Annotated in this window: 25 protein-coding genes; 5 read left to right on the top strand and 20 right to left on the bottom strand. The window is 65.3% G+C overall.

What is annotated here, in order from left to right:
• Nucleotides 1-136: 136 nt before the first annotated feature.
• The 6 genes from QM711_RS04000 to QM711_RS04025 form a co-directional block, all read right to left on the bottom strand.
• On the bottom strand, nucleotides 137-1,645 hold the full coding sequence (locus tag QM711_RS04000) for an SCO6880 family protein (protein WP_415096468.1): 1,509 nt from the start codon (nucleotides 1,643-1,645) through the stop codon (nucleotides 137-139).
• Nucleotides 1,646-1,670: 25 nt separating this feature from the next.
• Nucleotides 1,671-3,185: a hypothetical protein gene (locus QM711_RS04005; protein ID WP_415096470.1), complete on the bottom strand. Its 1,515-nt coding sequence runs from the start codon at nucleotides 3,183-3,185 to the stop codon at nucleotides 1,671-1,673.
• 4 nt (nucleotides 3,186-3,189) lie between these two features.
• Nucleotides 3,190-3,924, bottom strand: coding sequence for a hypothetical protein (locus QM711_RS04010; RefSeq protein ID WP_415096472.1), 735 nt, complete (start codon nucleotides 3,922-3,924; stop codon nucleotides 3,190-3,192).
• Between the two features lie 128 nt (nucleotides 3,925-4,052).
• Nucleotides 4,053-4,439: a hypothetical protein gene (locus QM711_RS04015; RefSeq protein WP_415096474.1), complete on the bottom strand. Its 387-nt coding sequence runs from the start codon at nucleotides 4,437-4,439 to the stop codon at nucleotides 4,053-4,055.
• On the bottom strand, nucleotides 4,436-5,296 hold the full coding sequence (locus tag QM711_RS04020; protein ID WP_415096476.1) for a hypothetical protein: 861 nt from the start codon (nucleotides 5,294-5,296) through the stop codon (nucleotides 4,436-4,438). The genes QM711_RS04015 and QM711_RS04020 overlap by 4 nt, the downstream gene beginning before the upstream one ends.
• Nucleotides 5,297-5,513: 217 nt before the next feature.
• Nucleotides 5,514-6,275, bottom strand: a complete 762-nt coding sequence (locus QM711_RS04025) for a hypothetical protein (protein WP_415096478.1) — start codon at nucleotides 6,273-6,275, stop codon at nucleotides 5,514-5,516.
• Nucleotides 6,276-6,985: 710 nt separating this feature from the next.
• Between QM711_RS04025 and QM711_RS04030 the strand changes: the two genes are divergently transcribed.
• The 3 genes from QM711_RS04030 (at nucleotide 6,986) to QM711_RS04040 (ending at nucleotide 9,595) form a co-directional block, all read left to right on the top strand.
• The gene (locus tag QM711_RS04030; RefSeq protein ID WP_415096480.1) at nucleotides 6,986-7,660 is read left to right on the top strand and encodes a class I SAM-dependent methyltransferase; all 675 of its coding nucleotides are present in this window, start codon (nucleotides 6,986-6,988) and stop codon (nucleotides 7,658-7,660) included.
• A gap of 352 nt (nucleotides 7,661-8,012) precedes the next feature.
• Complete coding sequence (locus tag QM711_RS04035; RefSeq protein WP_415096482.1) at nucleotides 8,013-8,582, top strand: hypothetical protein; 570 nt, start codon at nucleotides 8,013-8,015, stop codon at nucleotides 8,580-8,582.
• Between the two features lie 2 nt (nucleotides 8,583-8,584).
• Complete coding sequence (locus QM711_RS04040; protein WP_415096484.1) at nucleotides 8,585-9,595, top strand: Gfo/Idh/MocA family protein; 1,011 nt, start codon at nucleotides 8,585-8,587, stop codon at nucleotides 9,593-9,595.
• 21 nt (nucleotides 9,596-9,616) lie between these two features.
• Here QM711_RS04040 and QM711_RS04045 read toward each other — a convergent pair whose 3' ends face one another.
• From QM711_RS04045 to QM711_RS04105, 13 genes are all read right to left on the bottom strand, one after another.
• Nucleotides 9,617-12,592: a LysM peptidoglycan-binding domain-containing protein gene (locus QM711_RS04045; RefSeq protein WP_415096486.1), complete on the bottom strand. Its 2,976-nt coding sequence runs from the start codon at nucleotides 12,590-12,592 to the stop codon at nucleotides 9,617-9,619.
• Nucleotides 12,589-13,038 (bottom strand): pilus assembly protein, encoded by a 450-nt coding sequence (locus tag QM711_RS04050; protein WP_415096488.1) that lies wholly within the window; start codon nucleotides 13,036-13,038, stop codon nucleotides 12,589-12,591. Before QM711_RS04050 ends, QM711_RS04045 begins: the two co-directional genes overlap by 4 nt.
• Nucleotides 13,035-13,475 carry a TadE/TadG family type IV pilus assembly protein gene (locus QM711_RS04055; RefSeq protein WP_415096490.1) on the bottom strand — a complete coding sequence of 147 codons (441 nt, stop codon included), beginning with the start codon at nucleotides 13,473-13,475 and terminating at the stop codon, nucleotides 13,035-13,037. The genes QM711_RS04050 and QM711_RS04055 overlap by 4 nt, the downstream gene beginning before the upstream one ends.
• Nucleotides 13,472-13,816 carry a TadE/TadG family type IV pilus assembly protein gene (locus tag QM711_RS04060; RefSeq protein WP_415096492.1) on the bottom strand — a complete coding sequence of 115 codons (345 nt, stop codon included), beginning with the start codon at nucleotides 13,814-13,816 and terminating at the stop codon, nucleotides 13,472-13,474. Before QM711_RS04060 ends, QM711_RS04055 begins: the two co-directional genes overlap by 4 nt.
• Before the next feature lie 91 nt (nucleotides 13,817-13,907).
• The gene (locus tag QM711_RS04065; RefSeq protein ID WP_415096494.1) at nucleotides 13,908-14,087 is read right to left on the bottom strand and encodes a hypothetical protein; all 180 of its coding nucleotides are present in this window, start codon (nucleotides 14,085-14,087) and stop codon (nucleotides 13,908-13,910) included.
• A 41-nt stretch (nucleotides 14,088-14,128) separates the two neighbouring features.
• Nucleotides 14,129-15,025 carry a type II secretion system F family protein gene (locus QM711_RS04070; protein WP_415096496.1) on the bottom strand — a complete coding sequence of 299 codons (897 nt, stop codon included), beginning with the start codon at nucleotides 15,023-15,025 and terminating at the stop codon, nucleotides 14,129-14,131.
• Complete coding sequence (locus QM711_RS04075; protein WP_415096498.1) at nucleotides 15,022-15,753, bottom strand: type II secretion system F family protein; 732 nt, start codon at nucleotides 15,751-15,753, stop codon at nucleotides 15,022-15,024. The genes QM711_RS04070 and QM711_RS04075 overlap by 4 nt, the downstream gene beginning before the upstream one ends.
• Before the next feature lie 137 nt (nucleotides 15,754-15,890).
• A complete protein-coding gene (locus QM711_RS04080; RefSeq protein ID WP_415096500.1) occupies nucleotides 15,891-17,435 on the bottom strand; it encodes a CpaF family protein in 1,545 nt (514 codons plus the stop codon).
• Nucleotides 17,432-18,262, bottom strand: a complete 831-nt coding sequence (locus tag QM711_RS04085) for a hypothetical protein (RefSeq protein ID WP_415096502.1) — start codon at nucleotides 18,260-18,262, stop codon at nucleotides 17,432-17,434. Before QM711_RS04085 ends, QM711_RS04080 begins: the two co-directional genes overlap by 4 nt.
• A gap of 12 nt (nucleotides 18,263-18,274) precedes the next feature.
• Nucleotides 18,275-18,937: an SAF domain-containing protein gene (locus tag QM711_RS04090; RefSeq protein ID WP_415096504.1), complete on the bottom strand. Its 663-nt coding sequence runs from the start codon at nucleotides 18,935-18,937 to the stop codon at nucleotides 18,275-18,277.
• Nucleotides 18,938-18,963: 26 nt separating this feature from the next.
• Nucleotides 18,964-19,641 (bottom strand): hypothetical protein, encoded by a 678-nt coding sequence (locus QM711_RS04095; RefSeq protein WP_415096506.1) that lies wholly within the window; start codon nucleotides 19,639-19,641, stop codon nucleotides 18,964-18,966.
• A 125-nt stretch (nucleotides 19,642-19,766) separates the two neighbouring features.
• A complete protein-coding gene (locus QM711_RS04100) occupies nucleotides 19,767-20,117 on the bottom strand; it encodes a hypothetical protein (protein WP_415096508.1) in 351 nt (116 codons plus the stop codon).
• A 560-nt stretch (nucleotides 20,118-20,677) separates the two neighbouring features.
• On the bottom strand, nucleotides 20,678-21,427 hold the full coding sequence (locus QM711_RS04105) for a hypothetical protein (RefSeq protein WP_415096510.1): 750 nt from the start codon (nucleotides 21,425-21,427) through the stop codon (nucleotides 20,678-20,680).
• Nucleotides 21,428-21,750: 323 nt separating this feature from the next.
• On the opposite strand from QM711_RS04105, the gene QM711_RS04110 reads away from it, so the two are divergent.
• Nucleotides 21,751-22,038, top strand: coding sequence for a hypothetical protein (locus QM711_RS04110; RefSeq protein WP_415096512.1), 288 nt, complete (start codon nucleotides 21,751-21,753; stop codon nucleotides 22,036-22,038).
• Complete coding sequence (locus QM711_RS04115; protein ID WP_415096514.1) at nucleotides 22,035-23,339, top strand: hypothetical protein; 1,305 nt, start codon at nucleotides 22,035-22,037, stop codon at nucleotides 23,337-23,339. The genes QM711_RS04110 and QM711_RS04115 overlap by 4 nt, the downstream gene beginning before the upstream one ends.
• 47 nt (nucleotides 23,340-23,386) lie before the next feature.
• Here the strand turns inward: QM711_RS04115 and QM711_RS04120 are convergent, their stop codons facing one another.
• Nucleotides 23,387-23,704 carry a hypothetical protein gene (locus tag QM711_RS04120; protein WP_415096516.1) on the bottom strand — a complete coding sequence of 106 codons (318 nt, stop codon included), beginning with the start codon at nucleotides 23,702-23,704 and terminating at the stop codon, nucleotides 23,387-23,389.
• Nucleotides 23,705-23,792: the final 88 nt, after the last annotated feature.

The following is a 23,792-nucleotide window of genomic DNA, read 5'->3' on the forward strand; positions in this document are numbered from 1 at the left end:
GGTCGTCCTCGTGCTGGCATGGGGGTGAACAGGTGTGGCTGCGAAGGCTGGGTGGCCGGGCCGGGTCGTCGGGGCAGCTCGTGGCCGAAGTCGGTCATCAACCGCTCCACGCCCCGGCCGGTGCGGGTGGCGCGGCTCATGATCGGCCCCGATGGTCCAGCCCGACACCGAGCGGCAGATTCGCAACTGCGAAGCCGGCGTCGTGGACTGGGTCGAGTCGCAGCGGCGCGAAGCCCGAACGTCGGATTGACCCGTCGAGTCGGCGGCCGTGTTCGGCGATGTCGGCCGTGAGCGGCACCGTCACGCACGCCACCGCGTAGGGCCGCAGCAACGCGTGACCGGTGGCCAGTTTCGCGTCCAGGCTTCGGGTTTGCGCGGCATCCACCCGCTCCTTGGCGCGCGGCTTGATCTTCGCCTGGATCCGTAGGGTTTCAGCGATGTCGGCCTTCCACTCGCCGCTCATGGTCTGCCTGTCGGCCCGCGATGCCGGCACGATCGGATAGACGACAACCATGGAGCGACGCTCACCGGGTTCAGTGGGTCGCAGCACCGGCGCCAGCGCACCCATCTGGGCGCCTTTGGCCGGCAGCTGCAGGGTGGAGGCGATCGACCACCAGGCATCGTGGCGATAGTGGCGAGCCGCCAGCTGCGCGCCGGCAGAGCCTGCCTGCGACCAGGGGACATCGGCGTTGACGCCGCCGTCGGCTTCCCGGGCAGCCAGCGCCTCCACGATGCCGGCCCGATCCGCCGGCGCGAAACCCGTACGCACGGCAGCTGCCAGTTCGGGTGAGGTCAGCCAGTCCACGCTCACTGCCCGCATGCCGGTGAGTAGATGGCTGGACACCTCACTCATCAGCATGTGCATCGCCCTGGCGCGACCGTCGACGTTGCCGCCGAACTCCTTGGCTTCCTTCGCCAGTCGGGATTCCGGCACCACTAGCGTGACGAACGCCTCGGTGCGGATGCTGGCGCTGCTGAGGCTTGCCGCCAACTCTGTGTTCACGATGCGTGACAGCAGCGGCGCGTCCGGCCGGATATGGGATGCCATCCACCGTTCGCGTTCGGCGCCGTCGTCAGGCACCGAACGCACCATGAAGGCAACCTCGCTGATCAGCTCGGTGCGGGCGCAAGCGTTGAGCAGCTCGGTGAGTCCCTTGCCCAGCGCGTCGCGCTCGAGATGGTCGGCCAGCGCCAGACCGGGATGAACCAGGGCCGCCGTCACTGCCCAGGTGCGGGCAGCGTGATCCTGGATGAGAGCAACCCGAGTGTTGGTGACACCCTGCGGGGGTCCGTCATGGACCCTGACTCCGGTCAATACACCGGGTAGGTCAGGCTCGTTGATCTTCCCGGCACGCCCCCGCGACGCCCGTGAGCGCCAACTGGTCCAACCCAGTACCGTGCCTGCGGCGAACGCCAGCGTCGCCAGTAGCCAACCCGTTGCGGAGCGTCCCCGGATCGGGATCACCACCAGGGCCGTCCACACCGCCCACGACACCGCCAGCATGAACAGCAGTGACCAGCGTTCCCGATTCATGGCCCAGATCACCGGAAGGGAGCCGGCCACGACCAGCCCGAGCTGCAGCCCGGTGACTCCGAAGAACAGACCCACTCGGTCGCGGGTGTAGTCGCTGAACACCGCCGCCATCACCAGACCTCCTCAACGCTCGTCGTCACAGCACCACCACGGCGGCCTCAGCCGCCTCCGTTCCTGCCGCGGCACCGGCACCACCACTGCCACCAGACCCGCCGGCGCCACCGGCGGGTGAGCCACTGCCGGCTGGGAGTCCCGGCGCGCCATCCGGCCCGGGTGTCGGCGCAGGCGCAGGCGCGGGTGGCGGGTTCGGAGGGGGTGGCGGTCCAGGGTCGGGCGGTGGCGAGTCAGGTGTCTCGGTGTCCGGGTCGGGCTCATTGGTGTTGTCGCCGTTGGCTTCCCGGTTGGCGCGTGCGGCACCGTCGCGTCCGCCGCCGAGGTAGTCGGGCTGGTAGCTGTTGTGTCCGACGCCCTCCTGGTTGGTGACGTCGGCCATCACGGAAGCTCCGACCGATCCGACCTTCATGAGGGCCCCCAGGCCGGCAGCAAAGGCCATGCCGGCAGGGCCGAGCAAACTGGAGCCCATTTGCGCCGCGCTGGCTGCCTTCGAGGTGGTGACCTCATCAGCGCTCGCCTCGCCCGCTGTCCGAGCCGAGCCATCCGACCCAGTCGTGTCGCCCCCGCCGGCGGTGACGCCGGCAGTCGGGTTGCCGCCAAGGAGACCTTGCATGCCGCCCAGGGATGCCAAGCCGGCCCGCATCGCGGCACCGGAGGCGGTGCCGGGGTCGGTGAAGGCCAGTAGCTTGAACAACGCCAATGGGGACACGATCGCCACGCAGATCAGCACGATCGCGGGGACCGCGGTGCCGATCGTCTGTTCCACCGAACCGGCCTTCCCGGCGACGACACCTTCGGCGAACTTCATTCCCGCCCCGCTCACCAGAACCACGATCAGCGGTGTCGCGGCCGCAGCGTGGAACCACCGGAACGTTTTCCAGAACCAGACCCGGGTGCCGTCGTAGGCCAGTCCGGCGGCGGCGATCGGGCCGGTGGCGACCAGCACCATCAAAGTGGCCGCGCGGATCAGCAGGATCACGAGGTGTCCGATGGCGGCCAGCAAGACCAGCAGGCCAAGGAAGCCGAGCAGAACCGCCACTGCACCCTCGGTGACCGTCTTGGCCTCGACGGGCGTGAAGAGGTCCCAGTCGCGCCAGCTGGTGACGCCCATCAGCGATTCCATCGTGGCCCTGGTCAGGCCGCTGAAGGCGGCTGTGACGCCGACCGTGTAGCCGATCCAGCCACCCACGATCACCGCGAACTGGCCCAGCCCGATGCCTGCCCGGGCCAGCCCCTTGCCGTCGCGGCGGAAGGCGGCAATGCCAAGTTGGACCATGACCATGATCAGCAGCAGCACGCCGGCGATCCAGAAGGTGACTTGATACAGGTCATGGCCGGGACCGTTGGCGCTCAGGTCCGGGGTGAGCCAGGCGTCGCTCCACGACAGCACCAGACGCAGCAGCCACAGCCCTGCATTCCAGATGCTCAGCCAGGCCGCGATCCAGCCGTCAGCCACGATCTTGGCTGCTGCGGAACCGAGCGTGTCGAACGGGTTAAAGTCGCCCAGCCCGTCACCGAAGTCGTCCCAGAATCCCACGAGGTCACCCGCGTTCGGTCCAGGTGAGCCAACCGGCCTGCACCGCAAGCCGTGAACCCGGCCAGGTCGAGGGGGCTGGGGCGGGCACGGCCCCGGTGCTGATCTGCCACCGTCCACCGATCCACTCCATACGAGCGCAGTGGCCATACCCCATACGGGCCTCGACCGTGACCGCCGCGCGGATGTCCATCAGGACGCACACCACCACCCAGCCCGGCCCGTCGGTACCTTTCACCATGGCTGCAGCCGGGGTGGCGCTGACCAGCGTGGAGATGTCCTTCTCCCCGCCGCCCTGCCGCGCGGCGGTCAAGAACGCCTGCACATTGCGGGTCATCTCCCACTGCCCGAAACTCGGTCCGCCCCGCCGTACCCACGCCTGGTAAACCTCCTGCGCGAGCGGAAGGCTCATCGTCTCCAGCACCACACGCTCGATCGCAGCCAACTGGCCGACCGCGCCCTCCGGAGTCTGGGGAAAGCCGGTAGGTACATCGGCCGGACCTAAATCGGTCCGGGCTTGCGGGACGCGGATCGGTGCCGCCGGCTCCGCGGCAGGGTCAGGGGTGAACGCAGCCTCACGACCAACGCTCATCATGGGGGCGGCCGCGATCCGATCCCGGACACTCGCCACGTCTTGCGGCGCCGCCGGCGTCGATGCCGCCACGCCACCGGCGGCGGTCCCCGGCGTGTCAGTCCAGATGTACCAGGCGATCAATCCCAGGCCGACCACCATGGCGGCCATCGCTAGTCCCGCGCCCACCAGCATCGCCAGGAGACGAGGTCGACCCCATGGCTCAGCCTGGCGTGCTTTGCGGGCCTGCTGGCGCTGGTCCCGGCGCCGTCGAAGCTCGTCGAACATGGCTGGTCGCCTCAGCCGCTGATGCAGCCGTTGCCGAGGATCGCGCCAACGATCCCCGGGGCAACCTGGTAGCCGATCGCCGCCACGAAGATGATGATGAGACCGATCACGCCGACCTTGGAGGCGTGGGGCATGTTGAACACGCGGCCAGCCACGATCGCTCCGATCGTGACGACCACCCCAACCCAGAACAGCACGCCGACACCCCACAAGATGTTGCCGAGGATGTCGTTCACCGGCGCCTGAGCACCGGGCGGCGCCTTGGGGCACACGGTGCCAATGACACCCTTCTTGTCGTCATCGGGATCAGCAAACGGCAGACCGGCCAAGAGCCCCGTACCCGCGGTTGCGTGATGCAGCGCCAGCGAGGTCGCCGCCGAGATTGTGGCCAGCATCATGCACGTGCACCTTTCAACGCTGTGAACAGATCAGCGACCGCCGCCATCACGGACTTCGGCAACGGGTCGGGAGTGAGACCGGCGACGCTCAACGTCGGAACCGAGGGGATCGAGAACAGGCGGTCTTCCGCCTGGAGTTGCCGAGTCACGGGGCTCATTGCCGCGTCGACCGGCTTGGGCCAACGACGCCGGTCCGCGCCCACCGCCGCCACGAGAGCGCGCTCTGCTCCAAGGGTGGTCAGCGCGATGTCGAGGCGTCGCATGCCGGGCACGGTCGCCCGGGTGACCAGGACCACCTCTGGCAATGTGCGGGCCAGGTCTCCGAGCCATCCCGGATCGGTGGCAAGCACACCGAGGTCCCACGACGAGTCCAGCACCGTCCAGGACCGGTCAGTCGCAGCCGGCGCAGGGAGCCGTCCGACGCTTGCGATCCGGTCCCCGCGCCGCTCAATCAGCAGCGTGTCCCGCGAGCCCTGAACCCAGCCATCCACGCTGCCCAGTTCCGCACAGGCCGTCGCGCACAGCCCCGACGAGGCGACCGTGCAGCACTCCACGACACGGGCGTCACCGGCGTGGCTCGCCAATGCCAGCGCCACCGTTGACACCCCAGCAGAGGGCATACAGCCAGCGACGAGGATCACCCGTCCGTTCCGGCCAGGCCATGAGGCGGAATCACCGCCAGCTGCTGGCTGCAACGAGGTTTGCTTGCGGAACTGACCAGCCATCAACGCCCGGTACGCCTGAAGCAGCTCCTCGACCGCCACCGGCCGAGTCACGCGGACGCTCCCTGCTGCTTCATCTTCAGCGCCGTAGTGAAGGTTTGCCGCAAGATCGATCTCGCCCTCATGCCTGTCCACCGCCTCGTTGACTGCCTACGACTTCCCTAAGCAGGGCAGCCGCGGAGACCGGACAACACTTCTCGATTGAGGTGGCCGTAGTCCATCGGTGACGTCTCAGTGGTTCAGATGAAGCAGGTCCATATCGCGCTGCGTCATCTCGCGCAGTCAAGCTGCCCGACGCCATAGCCTCGGTACAGCCAGGCGCAGGGCAGATCGAGCTCTTCCTCGGATTAGATCAGATTGTTCCTGAGGTGCCCGAACGGCGCGGGATTCCATACATGCGCCGGGCGAACTCGATCGCCTCGACGGGGTTGTTATTCCAGCCCTTACGGTGCAGGTGCTCTTCCCAATCTGGTTCACCCAGTCGCGACACCTGGATCGTGTAATCGAGGTGATCAGCCGGCACGACCAGGCTCTCTGTGAAGTACCAGCCGTCCCTTCTTTCGATGATCGCCCGCAACGTGTCTCGTAGGCCGAGGGGTTCTTGGGAACGTAGCCGGGTCACGTCGGCAAGCATCTCAACCACCCGCGAGACAGACTCTGTCGGCAGGTTAAGTCCGGTCCCGAGGTCCTGACCGGCATTTCTGACCGCTAACACCAAGCGCCCATAAAAAGTCTCGGCGTCCTCCTCGTCAGCCCATGCGAGTTGAGTGATCTCACTCTGGTCGTCATGTTCTAGCCGAACGATAAGAGGTCCTTCCTTGCCATCAACCACGAACCTGTAGTGCAGGGTCGTCCACCACACCGGGACCCGCACTCCGTTTGGAGTGATCAATCCACGCTCCGTTGCGCGTCGAAGGGCGGTCACAAGCGCGTCCCTAGACGCGTTCGAGAGCACGTCCTGGTAAGTCGCGATCTCCCGATCGAGCTCGGCTGTCTGGCTTGCCACCAGCCTGTTCTCGATCTCAGCAAGCGACTCGGCAGTGTGTTCAGCAGTATGCAGCGCGACGTCCGCGCGGGCCTGGGCGGTCTCGGCAACCAGCTGGGTGGCGGCCACCTGGGAACGAAAAGCTCCGAGAAGCCAGATCAGCCGGCACCAGAAGAAGTGTGGTCCCGGCGATATTGCCAAGCGTTGAACTCCACCAAGGATCGGTCAACTGGACCTGATACGACCATACAAAGAGCCCCAGCGCAGCCGCGGTCAATGCGATCGGAAGCCACCACCTGCGACCGCCGCCGGTGCGCCGTTGTTCGCCTGGTCCCACTGGCACGGCGTCAGCCTACATAACGCCAAAGTCCAGGACTGGTCCAGCCTAGGTCCGATCTTCACCGTCTGCGCTCGGGCGGATCGGCGCTTCCTGGGGTGCGCCGATCCAGCACCGCAAGGCCAGTGCTGTGGGAGTCGGATCTGGTGCCCCGTGGCCCACCCCAACGAGGTAGTGTCCGGCCGCTCGCCGCCGACCGGTGATGTGGTTTGCAATGGACACTGAGCTCAGCGGGGGGCCTGCATAACGACAATCGTCACCATCTCACAGGCTGCGATGTGTGACGCACCGCAACCCACGAACCCGAAGCGCTTGAGTGACGAGTCCCACCCGGCGTTCGCGCCGCATCACCGAACGGCCCGCGGTGGGAGTGGGCGGTCGGGGGCAGCGTGTCGCGCTTATGCTGGTCCGGACCCCGCGGTCCTCGTCCGAGCCGAGCGCCGTGGGCACACGAGCGGGGCAGCGTATGGCTATCCTTAGCCTGAGTTCACAGAGGATGGGAATGGTGTCAACCGCGGGAGCACAGATCGTCGAGGTCAACCGGCACGCGTACGAGCTGGTTGCACGTCAGTACGGCTCTCGCGCAGCGAGCGATGCACGAAATGACCTGCCCATTGTGAATCGGGTGCTCGGGATCTGGCGCTGGCGCGCTCCGCGCCCTCCCAGTGTGTTGGACGTCGGCTGCGGGGCAGGGGTTAACCTCCAGATGTTCCACGACAGGGGAAGTCGAACCACTGGCGTCGACATTTCCCCAGAAATGCTGCGAATCTCCGCTCAGAATTCCCCCATGAGTCACCTCCAATGTACCGATATTCGAGTTCTGAACGATGACACGAAGTACGATTTGGTCTTCGCAAAGGCCTTCATACACCTCTTCCCCAGTGCTGAAGCCACCTCCATTGTTCAATTCATGAAAAAACTGCTCACCGAAGCCGGCATTATCTATCTGGCCACGACAATCCACGATGCGGCCGTGGAGGGCTACGAGGAGAAACGCGATTACGACGGAGCCCCGAAGCGATTCCGTACCAGGTGGACGCTAGATGGATGGCATTCCATGCTGCAGCGGGCGAAACTGAGCACAATTGTTGAATGGCAGAATGTTGACCCTAGAAACGGAAAGCGCTGGATTAATGTTGTCGCAGAGCCGGTACACCCCACTCCACACCTCTCATAACGCGCGATGAGATAGCGCGTTGAATAGGAGACTTCTCAAGTTCGGTAGGCGACTCAACGGCCTCCTTGAACGACACTGGGTAATGCTGGCTGGCCTCACGTTCCTCGGAGTCCTAGTTAGCCTCGGCGCCTGGCGATTATATGAAGGGTATGTTGGGGCCACAGGGCACCCCGAGGGGAGCTCTTGGGGATTCTGGTCTGCGTTTGCCATTTCCCTCAGCGCAACTGCTGTTTGGACCATTGTAGCATTCCTCATAGCGGCCAATTATGTTCGCAATGTCGACGAATACCCTCGCGTCGAGGACTTTAATTGGAACCGCGCGATACGCCGCTCGGATCGCATCGAAGTAAACGTGCACGGCTGGGACGGACTCTTTGTGTCAAAATCCGCCAAGCATCCTGACGATTCCTTGCAGGAAGGCTGGGCTGACACTCCGCGCGCCCAGGCATGGATCAGTTTCTTCAAACGTGGAGGCACGCTCCGCCTATTTGTCCCCATGCTTCCAGAAGCTACTCAGAACACCGAGCTAAAGAAGAAACTTGAAGCGAATCTTGAAGTAATCCGCGCGAGAACTGGCAAATCCGAAGCGGAGCAACGTCGCGAGATCGAAGACACGACTAAGCGTGCTGAAGACCTCAACGAGGCCGCAGGAGGAAAGGGTACCATCAAGACATTCCCCGTGGAAGATTTGCGCTGGATATGCTCAGTCCGCTTCGACGAAGACCATCTCTTGCTCTCGACATATACGACACAGAGACGCCGCACGATTAGCGCAAATGGCGGCAATACGAAGACGGTTCCCATTGCAGGCGAGTTCACGGGCCCAGCGTTCGGCCTAGATCCAAAGATCTACCCGACAATCGATGACTGGGTGTCGCAGCTGCATCGAATCGACAGCGGGAAAGACTCGTCCGGGGGATAGCCGTGCCAACAAGAGTCGACTTATCACGACCACTTGAAGACCATCAACACCGCGCGCGACCAGCACGAATCGGGCTGGTCGGGTTCGGGCCACACGTCCGAGAATCGATTCTTCCGGCTATTGCAGGCACCGATCTTGGGACCGTTGTCGCTGCCTATGCCCCACTAGAGAGAGACTTGGCCCAGAGTTATCCGGCTATTGAGTTTGTCGGGTCTCTTAATCGACTAGTCTTGTACCCTGGTCTGGATGGCGTAGTCGTTGCGGCGACACCGCAGGTAAATTCCGAAGTCCTCGCCGAGTGCGCCCGCCATGGAATGCCCATGTTCTTCGAGAAGCCACTGGCCGTGTCATCGGCAGTGGCGAAGTCCTTCCATGAGCTGGCGACTCGGGGATCAGTGATCGGAGTTGGGCACAACTTTTCATTCTCGCCGGCCCTACGGCGCGCCAAACAGTGGATACAAAGTCCCGATTTCGGCGAACCTGTGGCGCTATCGATCAATTTCTTGGCGAGCAAGCCCCGTGGAGATCGATGGTCCTTGGGTGACCCCCGGCGGTCTTTCCTGCTTTCCCACCTAACCCACGCGCTAGATATCGTCCTATTCTTGCTCGGGCTCGACATCGAACTCGTCGCTGGAACAGTCTCTGAGGTGGAGGGGATCGCAACGGCGGCTCTACTCCTTAGCTCCGGGAACTGTCAGGTAACCCTACTCGCAGGAAACGGCGCGCCGCGGTTCGCATTGCAGGGGTCGACACTGGGATCAAGCGGCGCACGCATTGGGATCGACGGCCTAGCTTCTGTTGAGTTTGAATCATCGACTGCCACGGGGCGGGAACTACGCGTCTGGCGTCCTTCCACAATCCATTCGCCGGAGTGGATCGCGGGCTATCGAGACGAACTGTCCGAATTTGCCAGAGTTATTCGCACACCATCAGAATCTGGAATATTGCAAGATTCGCTAGAGCGGGCAATCCGTGGTCTGCAGCTTATCGATGATGTACTTGGTGGGACTTAGTCCCCGGAGTGTCCCGCACATCTAGCAGGCCCGCTCCAACCAGCGGTGGGCGCGCAGGATGGCTTCTGCGCGGTCTGGCGGGTCGGTTGGCTCCGCCCCGGTAACGCGGCCGGAGATTGCGGCTCGGGCGATCTTGGCTGCTGCTGCGGCGTCTCCTTCCTGGTTGGCGATCGCGGCAAGGTCCAGCTGAGGGGTTACCTCGTCGGGTGCTGCCAGGGCGGCCAACTCCGCCGCGGCCCTTGCCTGTTGCAGGTCGCCTTGTTCGAGGGTGATGGTCGACACGGTGTGAGCGACATCGACGATGGCGCAGAGTAGGTGTTGGTCGATCCGGCTTTCGGCGAGCCAGGCTCCGCCCTTGGCACGGATGCCGTCGTAGGGGGTGCCGGCAACGAGTCGGAGTGCGAGGCGTAGGTCTTCGAGTCCGTCTGCTCCTCGGGATTCACCGCGCATTCGGAGTCGTCGGAAGAGGTCTTCGTCGCAGAGGAGATCTTCGATCAGGTAGAGCCCGGTTCCCTGGTCGGATGTCTTCTTGGTGGCGGGTGGGAGGAACGGTTCGCCGGTGGTGGGGTTGATGCCGAGCCAGCCGCGGACCACGGAGGCATCCTTGCGGACACGGGCGATGCTGACTCCTAGTGCGTCGGCTACCTCGGTGGTGGTTACGCCCCTGGGTCTGCTGTGGAGGTATGCAACCATCTCGGTGCAGAGGCCGATACGGGAAGCCGCTTTGACGGCGTTGCCGCTGCGCCCAAGTCTCACTTTGAGTGTTCCGAGGGTCCGCAGACGTGGCCGGTCGCAGGAGTCGGCCCACCATTGGTCCAGATCGGCGTCGAGGTTCGGATCGGCAGCCTCGATCCGGGCACGGGTCTGGGGCAGCACCTGCGGAGCGAGTGCTGCCAGGTCGTCGACGGTGTTGGCGGTGACCGCCAGATAGGTTTCATCGGCCGCTGGCAAGATGCTGCTGCTGTCGGGGGCCGCGCTGCCACGTGGGACCGTCAGCTCGGTGAGGATTGCACCCGCTTGGTTGCATAGTCCGGCCCATTCCTGGCCGGCGCTGGTTTCCGTCGCAACGGGGATGTCGGCGTCATCCTGCGTCTCACCGGCGGTGAGGATGGCGACACACCCTCGGGCCTCCGCCTGTGTCAGTCCGTTAGCGATGAGATCGAGTTTCAGGGAAGGTACCTGGAGGCGGCCCTCGGCGGTGAGGCGGAGTTCCAGGCCGACTGGCTTTGCGTCGGGCGCTGCGAGAATCACCGAGGTGGCGGTGCGGCCTAGTTGGTCGGTCACGAGGCGGTTCAGGGTGTTGAGATGCTCGCTATCGCTGGTGGCCACTATGAGGACGCGGCTGTCCCATAGGTCGTCGCCGGCGTAGTTGACCCTGGCGGTTTCCAGGTTGTCTGTGGAGGCCTCAGCGAGCCGGTCGGCTGTCGCCACTGCGGCCGCGATGACGTTGTCGATGGCGCCGGGTTCCGTATGGAAGTGGATCCGGGCAGGCGCCAGTCCGGGTAGTTCGTTGCACACCGCGAGGCAGTCGATTTCGACATCGCGGGCCCAGGGTGAAATGGCCAGTTCGCTGACCAGGTACCGCGCGAGGTCCTCCACGTAGAGGGGATCTCCGGTGAGGCTCAGGACGCCTACTGACTCGAGGTTGATCAGTCGCCAACCCACGCCGTCGGAACCTAGGGTGACCAGCTGTGGCCACGGTGCGGCCCCATCTGCCTCCAGGTTCCCGAGCCGGGCAAGATCAGCGTCACGGTCTACCTGCCATATCTGTCGGTCGGCGTCGTCCAGGCAAAGGCAGGGTTCCGGAAGATCAGTGCCGTGACGGAATCGCAGGGTGAGTCGTTCCGGTGCTGCGTCGACTCCGACCAAGCTGGGTACTTCGCCACCTGATTCGGTGAAGTGGCTGGCCAATCGGCGCAGTACCTCGTCGATGAACAGCACGAGGGCAGCGGTGGGTGCGCCTTCGCGTGCCACGGTCTTCTCCACCGGCGCTAGCCGCGGCTCGGGGTGGACGATGCCGCGACCGGGTCTGCGGGCGCGAAATTGGCTGGCGCGTCGACGACGCATCGCCAACCAGGCAGCCCCGGCAAGCAGCCCTCCCGCACCGGCGAGCCCGGTCAGCAGCCAGCCCGGGGAGGCGTCGCTGGCGGACGTTGTGGAGCCAGCTGGCGGAGCGACGCTGGGCTCTGATGCACGAGTCGTGCCGACAGGGGTGGGGGTGGCATGGATCGGTGACGGGGTGGGCGATGCCGGGGCCGGAGTCTTGACGGGAGCGGCCGTGTCACCCTTCGGATTCGGGTCGTGCGGTCGCTGTGAGGTGTCGCGGGACTTGCCCTTGTTGTCGAGCCTGGGAATCTTCAGTGTCCAGCCGATGTCGATTTCGTCCGGGTCGGTCAGTTGGCGGCCGCCGGGTTGGCGGATGGAGGTGGATGCGTCGAAGATCCTCGGGTAGTTGGCGGCCCGTCCGGTCTTCGCCAGGGCGATCGCACTGAGCGTGTCCCCCTTCTTGACCGTGTAGGTCGTGACGGACCCTCTGGCCAGGTGGGGCTGATTGTGTCGCTGGATGCCGGGGTGCCCGTGCGATGCCGATTCCTGGACCTGCGCAGGTGTTGCTGGTCCCGCAAGTCCTGGCGGGCCGGCGGTGAGGGGGGTGGCGGCGACGAAGAGTGCGACGGCCGCCCCGACCATCTGGCGGGCGAGGCGCTGTGGCAGCCTCAGCCCGCGCAGTCGGGGTGCTGGATGTCGTCGGAGCTGGGCCCACAGTTCCACTGCGATTGCGACGGTCAGGATCGCCCAGACGATCCAGCCGACGATCTTGAGGAGCGTGAATGCCAGAGTGCCGTCGTCGGGGCTGAGCAGAGCGTCGCGGAGTCCTTGCAGGGTCCATCCGAGCCGTGGGGAGCCGATGTGATGGACCGCGAGGAGCAGCCACGGTAGGCCAGCGAGGATTGCGGCTAGTCCCAACACGGCGAGCAGCCCGCGCACTCTGTTGATCATCGTCGCTCCTGCCCGTCGAGGGTCCGGATGATGGTGACGAAGGCTTCCCCGTGCACCTGCAAGCCCCCGACGCCGAGAATGGAGAGGAATCGGGGTCGGTAAGTGGCCGTAGTGGTCACCATCAGACGGCTGGTGGATTCGATGCGGACGTTGCCAGTCATGCCGCTGCTTTCGATGTATCGGCGAGCTGCTGCACGGGCGCGGGCGGGATCCACTCTCACCTTGCGCCCGTCAGCCATGTAGGCATCGGCATCGATCTGTTGACCAGCAACCCGAGCGGCCTGCGCGGCCACCGCGTCAGCTTCCCGTATTGCCCCCACCTGTCCAGACAGGTCGACAGCGATGCCCATGAACAGCATCACCAGCGGCACGATGAGCGCCACCCACACGCTGACCGCCAGTCCGCGCTCGTCGCGAGAATGCCTGTTGCCCACGTCGGTGCTCATCGCCGTTCCCGGTAGGTATCTAGGGGCGAGGTCATCCGTGCTTGGACGCGGATGGGGCCGCCTGGAATGCCCGGCATGGAGAGGTCCGCCAGGCGCACGTCACAGGTGACCTGGACGTGAACAGCTGCGCGGGTTCCGACCGGAACAGAGAAGCCCGTGACGTCGGCGTCAACCGTGGTGGCTTCACAGGACAGGGATTGGTTGGCCAGGCTCGTGAGCGCCGCCCGAGTGGCAGCGGTGCGCGCCTCGGCGGCGCCACGGGCGATCGAGGCTGACCGTGCAGCGTCTGCCGCTGCCGCCTCCACTGACTGGCGGGCAAGCACGATCCGGCCGGCCACGATGATCGCCGCGATGAACAGGACTAGTAGTGGGGCGTAGCATGCCAACTCGACCGAGGCTGCCAAGCCTCGCTCGTCCCGGCCCTTTGTGCTGTTCATGTCAGCCTCTCCACCGGTGCGGAGGCGGTCTGGCTCACCAGGGGTGACCAGCCAGGCACCAGGCTCAGGCTGTGGCCCGTAACGGTCGCCGTGGCGGTCGTGGCATTACGGGTGCAGGTGACCGTTACCTGGGTGAGTGCGTCGCCCAGCTTGTCCCTCAGGCGGTGGGCCACGGCACTGCAGTCTCCGACGGTCCCATTTCTCATTGCCGCCGCGGATGCCCCAGCTGCCGCAGAGTTCAGTGCGATGGCGCGCCCATACACGTAGAGGCCGATGCTCATCGCTGACCAGATCACGCCGAGCAGCACGGGGAAGATGAACGCCATCTGCACCGACGCCACGCCACGCTCGCCCCGCGATGGTCGTTCCCCGACGGGCCTCTCGGCTCGCGTCGGAGAAGGGGACCGCTGCACAGGCGTCACCATCTGTTCGCTACTTCAGCCCGGCGTCGATCTTGGCCTTGATGAAGATGGTGACCAGGGTAATGAGAGTGCCGACGACGGCGACGACTCCTACCACGAGCAGGGCGTTTTCCGTGGACTGGGAGAGGCCCCGCTCATCGCGGGCCTTAGGGATGTGCGTGACGATCCATGCGGTGATGTACTCAATCATTGTCTTTCCTCCTCTGAGCGCTTTCCATTCCGCCTGTCGAGCTATCCGGTGACCAGCCGGAACAGTGCAGGGGCTATGACGATCACCGTGAAGGTCACCGTCATGGCCACTATCGGGAACGCCATCCGCTCGTCGGCGGCGTTGGCCTTGGCCAGTTCGCTGGTGAGTTGCGCGGCGCGCAGTTCACGTGATCGGGTGCGGAGCGAGTCGTAGACCTGTGTGCTCTCTTCTCCGGCAAGGCGCATCAGGTCGGCGACCTCGTCCAAGTCAGGGAGGTTGAGTTCGGTGGCCAGTTCGCTCAGCGCGTCCCAGGCGCCGACACCCGCGAGCCGACTCCGGGTCAACGCGTCCGCGATCCGCCGGAATGGCCACGAATCACCGACGCGGGCCGCATCCTCCAGCGCCTGACGGATGCCGGAACCGCCCGACTTGCGCTCCAGTGCCACTAGATCGACGTAGCTCCCCAGGGCGGCAGTGAACTCTGCGCGGGCCGCTGCCGCGTTGTCTCTTAGAGTCTGGTTCGGCCAGAACCAGGCGAGACAGCCCGCCACGGAAGTGAGCACGACCGGGACATACACGGGCACCCCGACCAGCAGCAGCGTCGATGTCGCCAACGGGATCGCAACCACGGCAGCTGCGACGATCAACAGCTTTTCCGCGTAGAACACGTGGATCGGGCGACCCAGCAGGGCCAGGTCTTGTTCCGAAACCTTAAGCCAGCCGGTTGGGGCACGCTCGACGATCCACAAGCCGACCCGCTCGATGAGGCTCAGCACATTGCGATCAGTGCGCCGTTCGAGAGCCATCGGGCGTCGCGGTGACAGCCTGCCCATGACATCAGCCAAGTCTGGTTCGGCTGGGGCCAGGTACCACACCAGGCAGGCCACACCTGCCGTCGCCAGCACGCCGGCCACCATCCACAGCTGCAGCGCGGTCATGACCCAGCCCCTGCTCGAGCTTCCGCACCCAGCAGGCGATGACCCCGATCGGGACGAGACATCCGGCGCAGCCAGGCCAAATTCGCCGCGTAGAGGGACAGCAGGGCGGCCAGAACGAGTTGGCCAGCAGAGGTTCCATAAGGTGCGAGGTACTCACCGCTCAGCGACAGCAACACCAGCGCCACAACCGAGATCAGACTGATCGCACGGGCCGCGGCACGAGGCTTGGCCCGATCCGCCTCCAGTTGCCGCCGCGTCCGGACCGCGTCCGAAACAGACTCGCCCAGTCCGGTCAGGATGAGCGACAGCCCATCGCCTCGCTTCGCCGAGGCCAGGATCAGCGCCGACGCCACCAGGTCGCCGGTGACATCGTGCAAGTCGTCTGCGAAGGCACGCAACGCGGACTCCGTCGACCACCGTGCCCGCAGCCGTGCGGCCAAGCGGCCCACCTCAGGCCGGATCTCCTCCGGCGTGGATCGCACGCTCGCGGTGATCGCACCCTCCAGCTTCTGACCAGCCGTGATAATGCCTGCCAGGTTCCGCGTCCAGTCCGCGATCGCCCCGAGTCGAGCCAGCGACCGACCCTCCCCGGAAGCCATCAGGATCGTGGGTAGCCCCAGCGCTGCAGCAGGTAAGGCCACCACAGCAACCATCCAGCCGGTTGTCAGCGCGACCAGGAGTCCCACCAGCGCAGCGGCCAGGATCGTCAGCCGCCGCGCACGAGACACCTGCCACCATCTCGACAGCCGACCCTGGCGAGGGGGCCGGGCGGGCCGCTCTGGGCGCGGTTGCCACGCCCAGACGCCCAGCAGGATCCCGCCGGTAACCAGGACTCCGGCGACTGCGGCGAACAGAGTAGCCGGACTCATGCCGCGGCCCCCGCCAACTCGGCCTCAAACAGGGCCGCGTCAAACCCGCTCTCGACAAGCCTGCCCATCAACTCATCGGGGCGCGTACGAGCAACCGCACAATGCCCGGATACGGGTGCGAATACGGTGTTGATCGCATAACCGCGGGGCTGTTCCCCCGGAGAAACATGCAGGATCTCCTCCACATACCGGTGCTTTCGCGGCGCCCCGTGCCTGCCACCGGGAACCACAACGCAGGCAAGGTGCACCACCAGATCGATGGTTTCGCCGAGCTTGGCGGCGGCCAGTTCGTGACCTACCTGAGCCTCCATCGCGCAGGTGATCAGCTTGCTGATGGCACGATGAGCATTCGCGGCGTGAGTGGTGCTGATCGACCCCGAACCGGACTCCATCAGCTTGACGACACTCCAGACTTCGCTTCCGCGAACCTCACCGACAATCTGGCGATCCAGCCGGAACCGGAAGCTGTCGATGATCTGCTCAGCCATGCAGCGAGATCCGGCCAGCTTGCCACTCGGTCCCCACTCCCCTGACCCCTCCCTCGACTCCCAAGCAAAAACCATGTGGTGCTGTGGCATCTCGTGAAGAAAGAGCTCGTATTCGGATTCGAAGGTCCCCAGTACCTCCCATGGATCAATCTCGGCACAGAGAGCCCGAAGCAGGGTGGTCTTTCCTGCGCCTTGGGCTCCACTGATCACGATGGAGAGTCGGGCACGAACGGCAGCCCTGAGGAATGAGGCCATCGTGGGTGACAAGGTGCCCCACGTGACTAGGTCGTTCAGCGTGACCTGGCGAACGCGATGCCGGCGGATCACCACCGAAATGCCGGCTGTGTCGCGGGCAGCTGCCAACCGAGAACCGTCCGGGAGCGTGAGATGCAACGATGGCTGTGACATCGTGAACGAGCGCGGATTATCCGCCCGCGCCGCCAAGAATGCCAGGAACTCGGCCAGTTCCTCGTCGCTGTCCGCGACCGGACTCATCCGCTCCAAAGTGCCATCAGCGTATTCCACGATCACTTTGTCGCAGCCGCTAATCAGGATGTTCTCGATCTGGTCGTGGTCGATCAGGGGCTGCAGCCGGCCGAGCGCGAACAGCGCGTCGAACACCGCCTTGCCCAGTACCTCCTGCTCGGCCAAACCGCGAGGCTGAGCCGACTTGGCCAAGGCGTCAGCGGCCTGCTCCTCCAGCAGCCGGCGGATAATGGCCCAGCCCTCCGACTCCTGATCGGCCGCCGACCACCGGGCATCACCCATTTGATCCGCCAGCCGCCGAGCCACCTCGACGCGCATCCTCGCGACAAGCTGCCAGTCAACACCCACCGTCTCCGGGCCTGTCCGCACCAGGGTGGCCGGCTTGGTCAAGACTGCTGAGCTGCGAGGAGAGGGCGGCTGGACAGGATGGGCGACTCTGTCAGCGACGGCCGTGTCGGGATCGAACTGGAAGCTTGATCGCAGTCGCCCGGCCGCATCCGGCGCTACAGCGGGAGAGCCGAAGATCGGCAGGTCGAGGGGGTCCCCGCGACGATCGCTGTCGGTCATGAGATTCCCCTTCCGGTCCGCGTCGCGATCATTCCTTGCAGCACGGCGTCCCTCTTGGAGCGGGTTGTGACCTTGCGGATGGCTTCGCCAACGGCCCGGAGACTGGCCATGTACCCGGAGTGGTTGAAGGCACGATCCGCCGCCGACTCCCCGCCGAAACGTGGCCGTGGCTTCTCAGCACCCTCGCTGAACACCGACGCCCGGGCCGGATCCCAATCAACCGAAGCCAGCATCGGTACACCGAGCGTCCGGGATGCCTCACCAGCGCTGTAGCAGCGGCGCTCCCCAACCAGCAGTAGCCGAACCTCATGGCCAGGCAGTACATCGTCAGCAAGCGTCGCGGCCCATGAGCGGGCGGCCACCAGGCTCACCAGATTCGAGCGGCTCACCAACAGGGTTAGATCGCTGTGCGCCACCAGTGGACGCGGCCAAGACACCAGCCCGAGACGACCGGCGTCCACGACGACGTCCTGACCGGATGCGCTCAACTCCAGCAGCAGGCCCATCAGTGGCTCCCACAACCGGCTCAGACCGGGCGCCTGATCATGTGACTTGGATCCCACCAGGATCGACACATCAGTCCCGTCGACTCGTAACAGGATCCGCGGCAATGTGTCGGCGAGCAGACCGCTGCGGTCCGCCATCACGAGATCCACCAGACCCGGGTGATCGCGCAAGCCGCGGAAGTAGCCAGCCAGGATTCCCGACCCGCCGGTGGGATCCGCCTCGACCAGCAACACCGGGCGCGGCCACGTCAGCGCCAGACCCAAAGCGGTCGCCGTGACCCCGGGGGATCCCGCTGCTGAAACGAGACTGATCAGTGCCATCGGTGGCCTCCCTCAACGCACCCGCGAGTCGAGGACGACGGCGATCTTTCCGGTCGCGGCACGAGCTGCGAGATCCGGCGCCTTCGTCGACGGCAGCACGACATTCACGATCGTCTGGGCATCGCCTTGAGTCACGCTGACAACGGTGGCGTCGATCGCGAACGGCGCCGCCTTGCCCGTGACCTCGCCACCCGCACCGGGTGTCTGGACCAAACGGACCGCGTCACCAGGTCGAAGAGGCTCCGACGGCAGCAGGCCCGGTGCGACCGCGATGCCCACCATCGACTCGCCTGTCGCCGGCACAACCATGTCGGTGACTTGGCTTGGCGCAAGGAGCGTGCCGACACTTAGGTCGGCGGCCGCCCGCTTGCCCACGACGTCGGGCAGTCCACTGCCCGGCACCGTTTGGAGCGCGGGATCCAGCGTGACCCGCACTGTCGCCAGATCCTCCGCGGCAATGACCTCGCCACGTTCAACGCTGGCCCGCACTATGACCACCTCGGCATTCGTGGTGGCCGACGACCACAGCAGCGCACCGAGCCCGCCGCCAGCCACGATCAGGGCCGCTGCCACGACCATGAGCAGTGGTCGCCGTCGGAGCTTCACTGCGCCGGCCACGACGGCCGGCGGGGTCGTGTTCGTCGACTGATCTGTCGTTTCGGTCATCGTGCTCATGACCCGCCCTTCACCTACTGCGTGCTTCATCCGCCGGTCCCATTCACCTGAACCTCGCCGACTTCCAACCGCCGCGAACTGACCAGATCAAGCCGGACAGTCCCGGCCTGGCCATGTCCTGACCATCGCGCCACCCAATGCGTCGTGGCAGACACCGGGTAAACACCCCGCCTGGTGTAGGTATGGCCGCACGTTGGAGACGGCTTGGCGCCCATCCCTCGCTTCCACACCGATCCCTTGCCACACGACAACACGGTCCCGTCTCCCAGCGACCAGGTCACGGAGTCGACACGGGCAGTCAATGTGACTCCGCCCGCAGAGATCGTGGCCGGCCCCCAGCTTGTCCGCGTCGGGTCGGCCACCCAAAGCCACACCGGAAGGCCCACCAGCGCCATCGCATCCGGCCCTTTCGGCGTCATCCCGATTGAGATGCGCCGGAGCTGCAGCCGGGCAAGCAACGTTTGAGCAATCTGACTGGGATCCACCTGGGCCTGGGTCCGCCGCGCCCAAAGGGTGATAGGGAGCCCGCCCTCAATGCATGAAACCTGGACCCACTCAGCACGATCCGCACCAGGCGGCGGCGCGGTCAAACCCCCGCGACGATTCAGATCCTCACAGGTCGGCAACGACGACTTCTCCGACCCGCCGCCCTCGACCTTCTTGGCCGGCTTGCTAGAGCCGCCGACGATCTTCTTGATCTTCACCACGATCTTGCAGGCCTCCGTACGTTGCCCGCAGCCCGTGTTGTCATCCGCACGAGCCGCCGTGGGCATCCCCAAGGCGAGGGAGGCACATAGGACGCCAGCCAGTGCGCCCCTGCGGAACACAATCATCCGCACGCCCCCTTGACGGTCTCCATTCCATAGATCCGCCACTGGGTCGTCCCTTCAGGCTTCAGGACGGTGTACTGACGCAGGAGGAAGTCCGGGATGCCGCGCTGTTCCGCCTCGACGACATTGCCGGTCCTATCCACCACTCGAACCTCGGTCTGATCCTGACAAGCCGTCACAACCACCTCGATGCCCCGCGAATCCCCGGTGTCGTGCTCCCGGCCAACCTCGGTGGACTTGAGCCTGATCAGCCCCAGCACGCGGTACCGCTGGCCCCTCAAGCGCATGAAATCGCTCGTGCTCGCCTCCAGCATGTCTCCGCCGACGTACCTACTGAGGGTCTTCGTCATTTCCGCTGCGGAGAACTTGGACGGATCTGCGCCGATCTCGTTGGAGACGCGCGTGTATCCATTCAGCGCGGCGACCGCAGCGACTTGATTCGCGCTCAAGGTGGACGACGGACTGGGAGCGGGCGTGGATGCACCTGGGTTGGTGGTCTCCGACCCTGAGCCAGAGGCTGTGGGACCACTCGAGGGCGAGGGTGTCGGCGAGCATCCGGAGGCCAGGCAGACGCACAGGGCGAGTGCCGCGCAAATGATCCGTCGGTGAACGCCCACTTTGCCTCCTCAGTGCCTTATGGACGTCGGCCCACGAGATCCGGACAGCGTCTGCAGCAGGGATGGGCGGCGCAGCCTGGCGGGCGACCCTCGCCTGCCGCGCTGCGTGGATGGCATCAACATCGGCTGCCTCCTGATTGGGGCGGTCACCGCCGAGGTCCTTGCTCGCTCTTCAAGCGAGCCTCACGGAGCGCAACCACCTTGGACTAGGTTCCGTCGACAATATGCTTGTCAAGTCGACTCGCCGTGGATCTCACAAACTGATACCGCCACTTTATCGACAGTCGTCGGCCTCAGGCGGAGGCGAGTCTGCGGAGCGTCTCGATGCATGACCGGGTTCGCCGTCGAACGCTGCGTGGGCTCGTGCCGTGCAGAGGCGCGACCGCATCCGACACCCGATCGCCGAGGAGCGCCGCACCCCGCGCCTTGTCCGGAACCGCTGCCGAGGAAGCGTCCAGGACGGCCATCAGGAGCAGGATGTCGTCGTTTGTCAGATCACCACTGCGACGCGCGACGGTGACGAGGTCCGAGATTTCGTCGTCCGGGCAGCGCTGATCGTCCGACTGCGGCCTCACCAGGCTGGCGATGTCTGGCACTACACCGTCGATGCCCTCGGGCGGTGACAGCTCTTGGACGACGTAGCGCCAGACCCGCCAGCGCAGGCCGATGGCGATTCGTCCACGGGATCGCCAGGGCGTCGTCCTTGCCTGGATCCACAGGTGCGCTGCTACATGGGCGTCGATTTCGCGGTCCATCGAACGCAGCTTGTGAGCAATCAGTGCGGCGGCCGGAAGCATGACGAACGCAAGAACTGCGGCTGCGTCCCGATCGTCGTAGTCATCAATGTGCGCCCTCATCGCCATGATCCGCAACACATCATCGGCGTCGCAGGAGGCGCTGGATCGGATCCATCGATGGAGTTGTGCACACGAGTCGACCTGGGAGGGGAGCTTCGGATGGGCCGCTGCCCATGCGGGCCAGCGGTCTCGGATGATCCGGTCAACCGCGTCTGGGCTGATACCGAGTGCGTCTTGCACGCTCATGTCGGGGCCGTCCTTTCGTAGCTGTTCAGCTCACGAAAGCCCACTGATCAGGTGTCACCGCAGATGTCCCCAGAACTGCGACGACGGAGCAAGAAGTTGTCCACAGATTCCGTGTAACCCCTTGCCATGGACATGTCCCCCATGTCCGCCAACCCGGCGTCGCCACAGGACCTAGATCGGCCGCTAGCGGTCCGGCGCGGGGACCCCATGGCCGATGTCCCCTGCCGACGCAAACCGATGTCCCCACGTCGCCCGCGTAAGCGCGTCCAGGTACATCGCTGCAGGACGCATAGGGAAGCAGTGACCACGTGGAAGGGATAGCCGTGTTCCAGACAGACCATCTGGCGATGGCCGGGAAGATCGCGCAGCTTCGGCGGGAGTGCTTGCGCCACGCAGCACGCTCGGACCGAGCACTGCTCGCGGCGAGTCGACTAGTCGAACTCGAAGGCCAACTGGAGGAGGGCGCACTCAACTCCCCCATGTCCAGCCTGGACACCGACCACCGCGCCCTCATCCACCAGGCTGCCGATGAGCTACAGCGCGACGAGGACCCTTTCCTGACCCGTCTCGGCACGCGGCTGTCGGAGCTGGCTCGAACCTCACATCGATGACTGGCACCGTGGCGGATCTCCTCCACCGCCTTCAGCGCCAGAGCGACTCCTACGCCCAGAGCTGCCACGGACCGGATCCGGCGTGGCATGAGCTTGCCCGGGCGTGGGCACCGGTGGCTGATGCTGCTCTTCGGTGCTTCGGTCACCTTCGCACGCCGGCGAGCGAGGTCGAGCTGAAGCCGCTCTCGCACGACCGGGCAAGGCGTGGCGGCGGCCTCCCACTACCTCCTCCCCTCTCCCGCCACCGACAACTGAGCGAGGTCGCCGAAACGTTGGGTGTGCTCGCTGACCTACTCGGCACGGCACCACGCCCCGACCTGCCTGTCGTCGACCGCGCGGGCCAGGCCGTCGCGGATGACATCAAGTCAGTCTTGGCCCGGCTCGCAAACCTGTCACTCAGAACCCGCGCGCCCGACGCGCCGGGCACGGCTCGCCTCGCTCGAGACTTGGCCAGGATTGCGCAGTTCGCCACCCACGACGCAGTCGCGAGAGGCGACAGCTACCTGCACCACTGGAAGCCTCCGTGCGTCGGCGAACCAACAGTCGATGGCGTTGCCAGCGCATGGCGGCTCAGCGCCACGCGCACCATCAGCAGCGACACGGCAGTGACCAGCCTCGCCATCCAGACCGTGGCGATAGACATCGCGCTGATCTCCACCGCCGCCGCCCGTATTGAGTCCGCACTCAATCCAACGGCTGCCCCTCCGAGTAGGGTCGCCGCTCAACTATGGGTGCAGGCCGCCGACTGGCCGCAGTCGCTTCGCCTTGGCGGACGCAGCTCGGAACTCAGGATGATCTCCCGACAGCTACGCTCGACACTCGCCAGCATCCTGCAGCCAGAGCAGCTCGCCAGCACCCCCGCCCACCTGACGCACGAGCCTGCCCAAAGGCTCGGCCTCGTCGGCCGTCTCCTCAATCACGCGTACGCGGCCGCGCAAGCCCACACCGAGCGTTGTGCCGCGCTGGTCAAAGGCCAACCCAGCCTGTGGATTGAGAGAAGGGACATACCGTCTGGATACCTCAGCCTCAATGATCAACTCACTGGACTGCACTGGCTGCCGACGCCAGCTTCAATACCAACCGTTGCCCCAATGGCATCTCTCTCGACGCAGGCAACCCACGCGGTGGTCGAAGCAAGGAATCAGAGTTGGCACCTCCACGAGCAACTCCAGCACGTGAGTCCCGAGTCGCGCCCCGCCCCAACGTGGGAGACCACCCGCGCCTTCTCACGCGATTCTCTGTCTCTGGCTGAGCCGGCGACTCTCAGCGGGCACCGACCGACACCGCACTTCGCTCCATAGGCGCAGCGGCGCCCCAGCTAGGTTCCGTAACACGGAAGCCGGAGTGACTACCGGCCGTCCAGGCCGAGGTGCTGACGACTGGTCATCGGATCGATATGGAAGTCACCTACGACGTTCACACGCTCATCGAAGTCTGTGCTGCCTTCGAGTCGGTAGTGCTTCCCTGTGACGGGATGAATACCCGTGGCGAAGTAGAACCTGCTCTTGGCACGGCCAAGCGCTCGTTCCTCGACCCAGCCGATCACTGCCCAGCCCGTTGCTTCGCAGCCGTAGACAACCTCCCAGCGCGATCGCTCAGTCAGCGACGGCAGCCTGCGGGCGGCAACGGTCGGACCCTCGGGCGCAGTCCTTGAAACAGGCGACACTGCACACCTCCTTGAATCGAATACATGTTCGATATTAGCAGCGCACTCCGTCGCCACCGCCAGTCCGAGGGACAGCCTTCGAGCTGTC

Origin of the sequence: Micropruina sp. (assembly GCF_047602385.1) — a bacterium.
Taxonomy (GTDB): Bacteria; Actinomycetota; Actinomycetes; order Propionibacteriales; family Propionibacteriaceae; genus Micropruina.

Excerpts from the sequence above, each read along its gene's own strand:
- QM711_RS04000 (WP_415096468.1), bottom strand. The coding sequence starts at position 1,645 with ATGGCGGCGGTGTTCAGCGACTACACCCGCGACCGAGTGGGTCTGTTC.
- QM711_RS04010 (WP_415096472.1), bottom strand. The coding sequence starts at position 3,924 with ATGGCCGCCATGGTGGTCGGCCTGGGATTGATCGCCTGGTACATCTGG.
- QM711_RS04015 (WP_415096474.1), bottom strand. The coding sequence starts at position 4,439 with ATGATGCTGGCCACAATCTCGGCGGCGACCTCGCTGGCGCTGCATCAC.
- QM711_RS04030 (WP_415096480.1), top strand. The coding sequence starts at position 6,986 with ATGGTGTCAACCGCGGGAGCACAGATCGTCGAGGTCAACCGGCACGCG.
- QM711_RS04045 (WP_415096486.1), bottom strand. The coding sequence starts at position 12,592 with ATGATCAACAGAGTGCGCGGGCTGCTCGCCGTGTTGGGACTAGCCGCA.
- QM711_RS04050 (WP_415096488.1), bottom strand. The coding sequence starts at position 13,038 with ATGAGCACCGACGTGGGCAACAGGCATTCTCGCGACGAGCGCGGACTG.
- QM711_RS04055 (WP_415096490.1), bottom strand. The coding sequence starts at position 13,475 with ATGAACAGCACAAAGGGCCGGGACGAGCGAGGCTTGGCAGCCTCGGTC.
- QM711_RS04065 (WP_415096494.1), bottom strand. The coding sequence starts at position 14,087 with ATGATTGAGTACATCACCGCATGGATCGTCACGCACATCCCTAAGGCC.
- QM711_RS04070 (WP_415096496.1), bottom strand. The coding sequence starts at position 15,025 with ATGACCGCGCTGCAGCTGTGGATGGTGGCCGGCGTGCTGGCGACGGCA.
- QM711_RS04080 (WP_415096500.1), bottom strand. The coding sequence starts at position 17,435 with ATGACCGACAGCGATCGTCGCGGGGACCCCCTCGACCTGCCGATCTTC.
- QM711_RS04085 (WP_415096502.1), bottom strand. The coding sequence starts at position 18,262 with ATGGCACTGATCAGTCTCGTTTCAGCAGCGGGATCCCCCGGGGTCACG.
- QM711_RS04090 (WP_415096504.1), bottom strand. The coding sequence starts at position 18,937 with ATGAGCACGATGACCGAAACGACAGATCAGTCGACGAACACGACCCCG.
- QM711_RS04100 (WP_415096508.1), bottom strand. The coding sequence starts at position 20,117 with ATGACGAAGACCCTCAGTAGGTACGTCGGCGGAGACATGCTGGAGGCG.
- QM711_RS04105 (WP_415096510.1), bottom strand. The coding sequence starts at position 21,427 with ATGAGCGTGCAAGACGCACTCGGTATCAGCCCAGACGCGGTTGACCGG.
- QM711_RS04115 (WP_415096514.1), top strand. The coding sequence starts at position 22,035 with ATGACTGGCACCGTGGCGGATCTCCTCCACCGCCTTCAGCGCCAGAGC.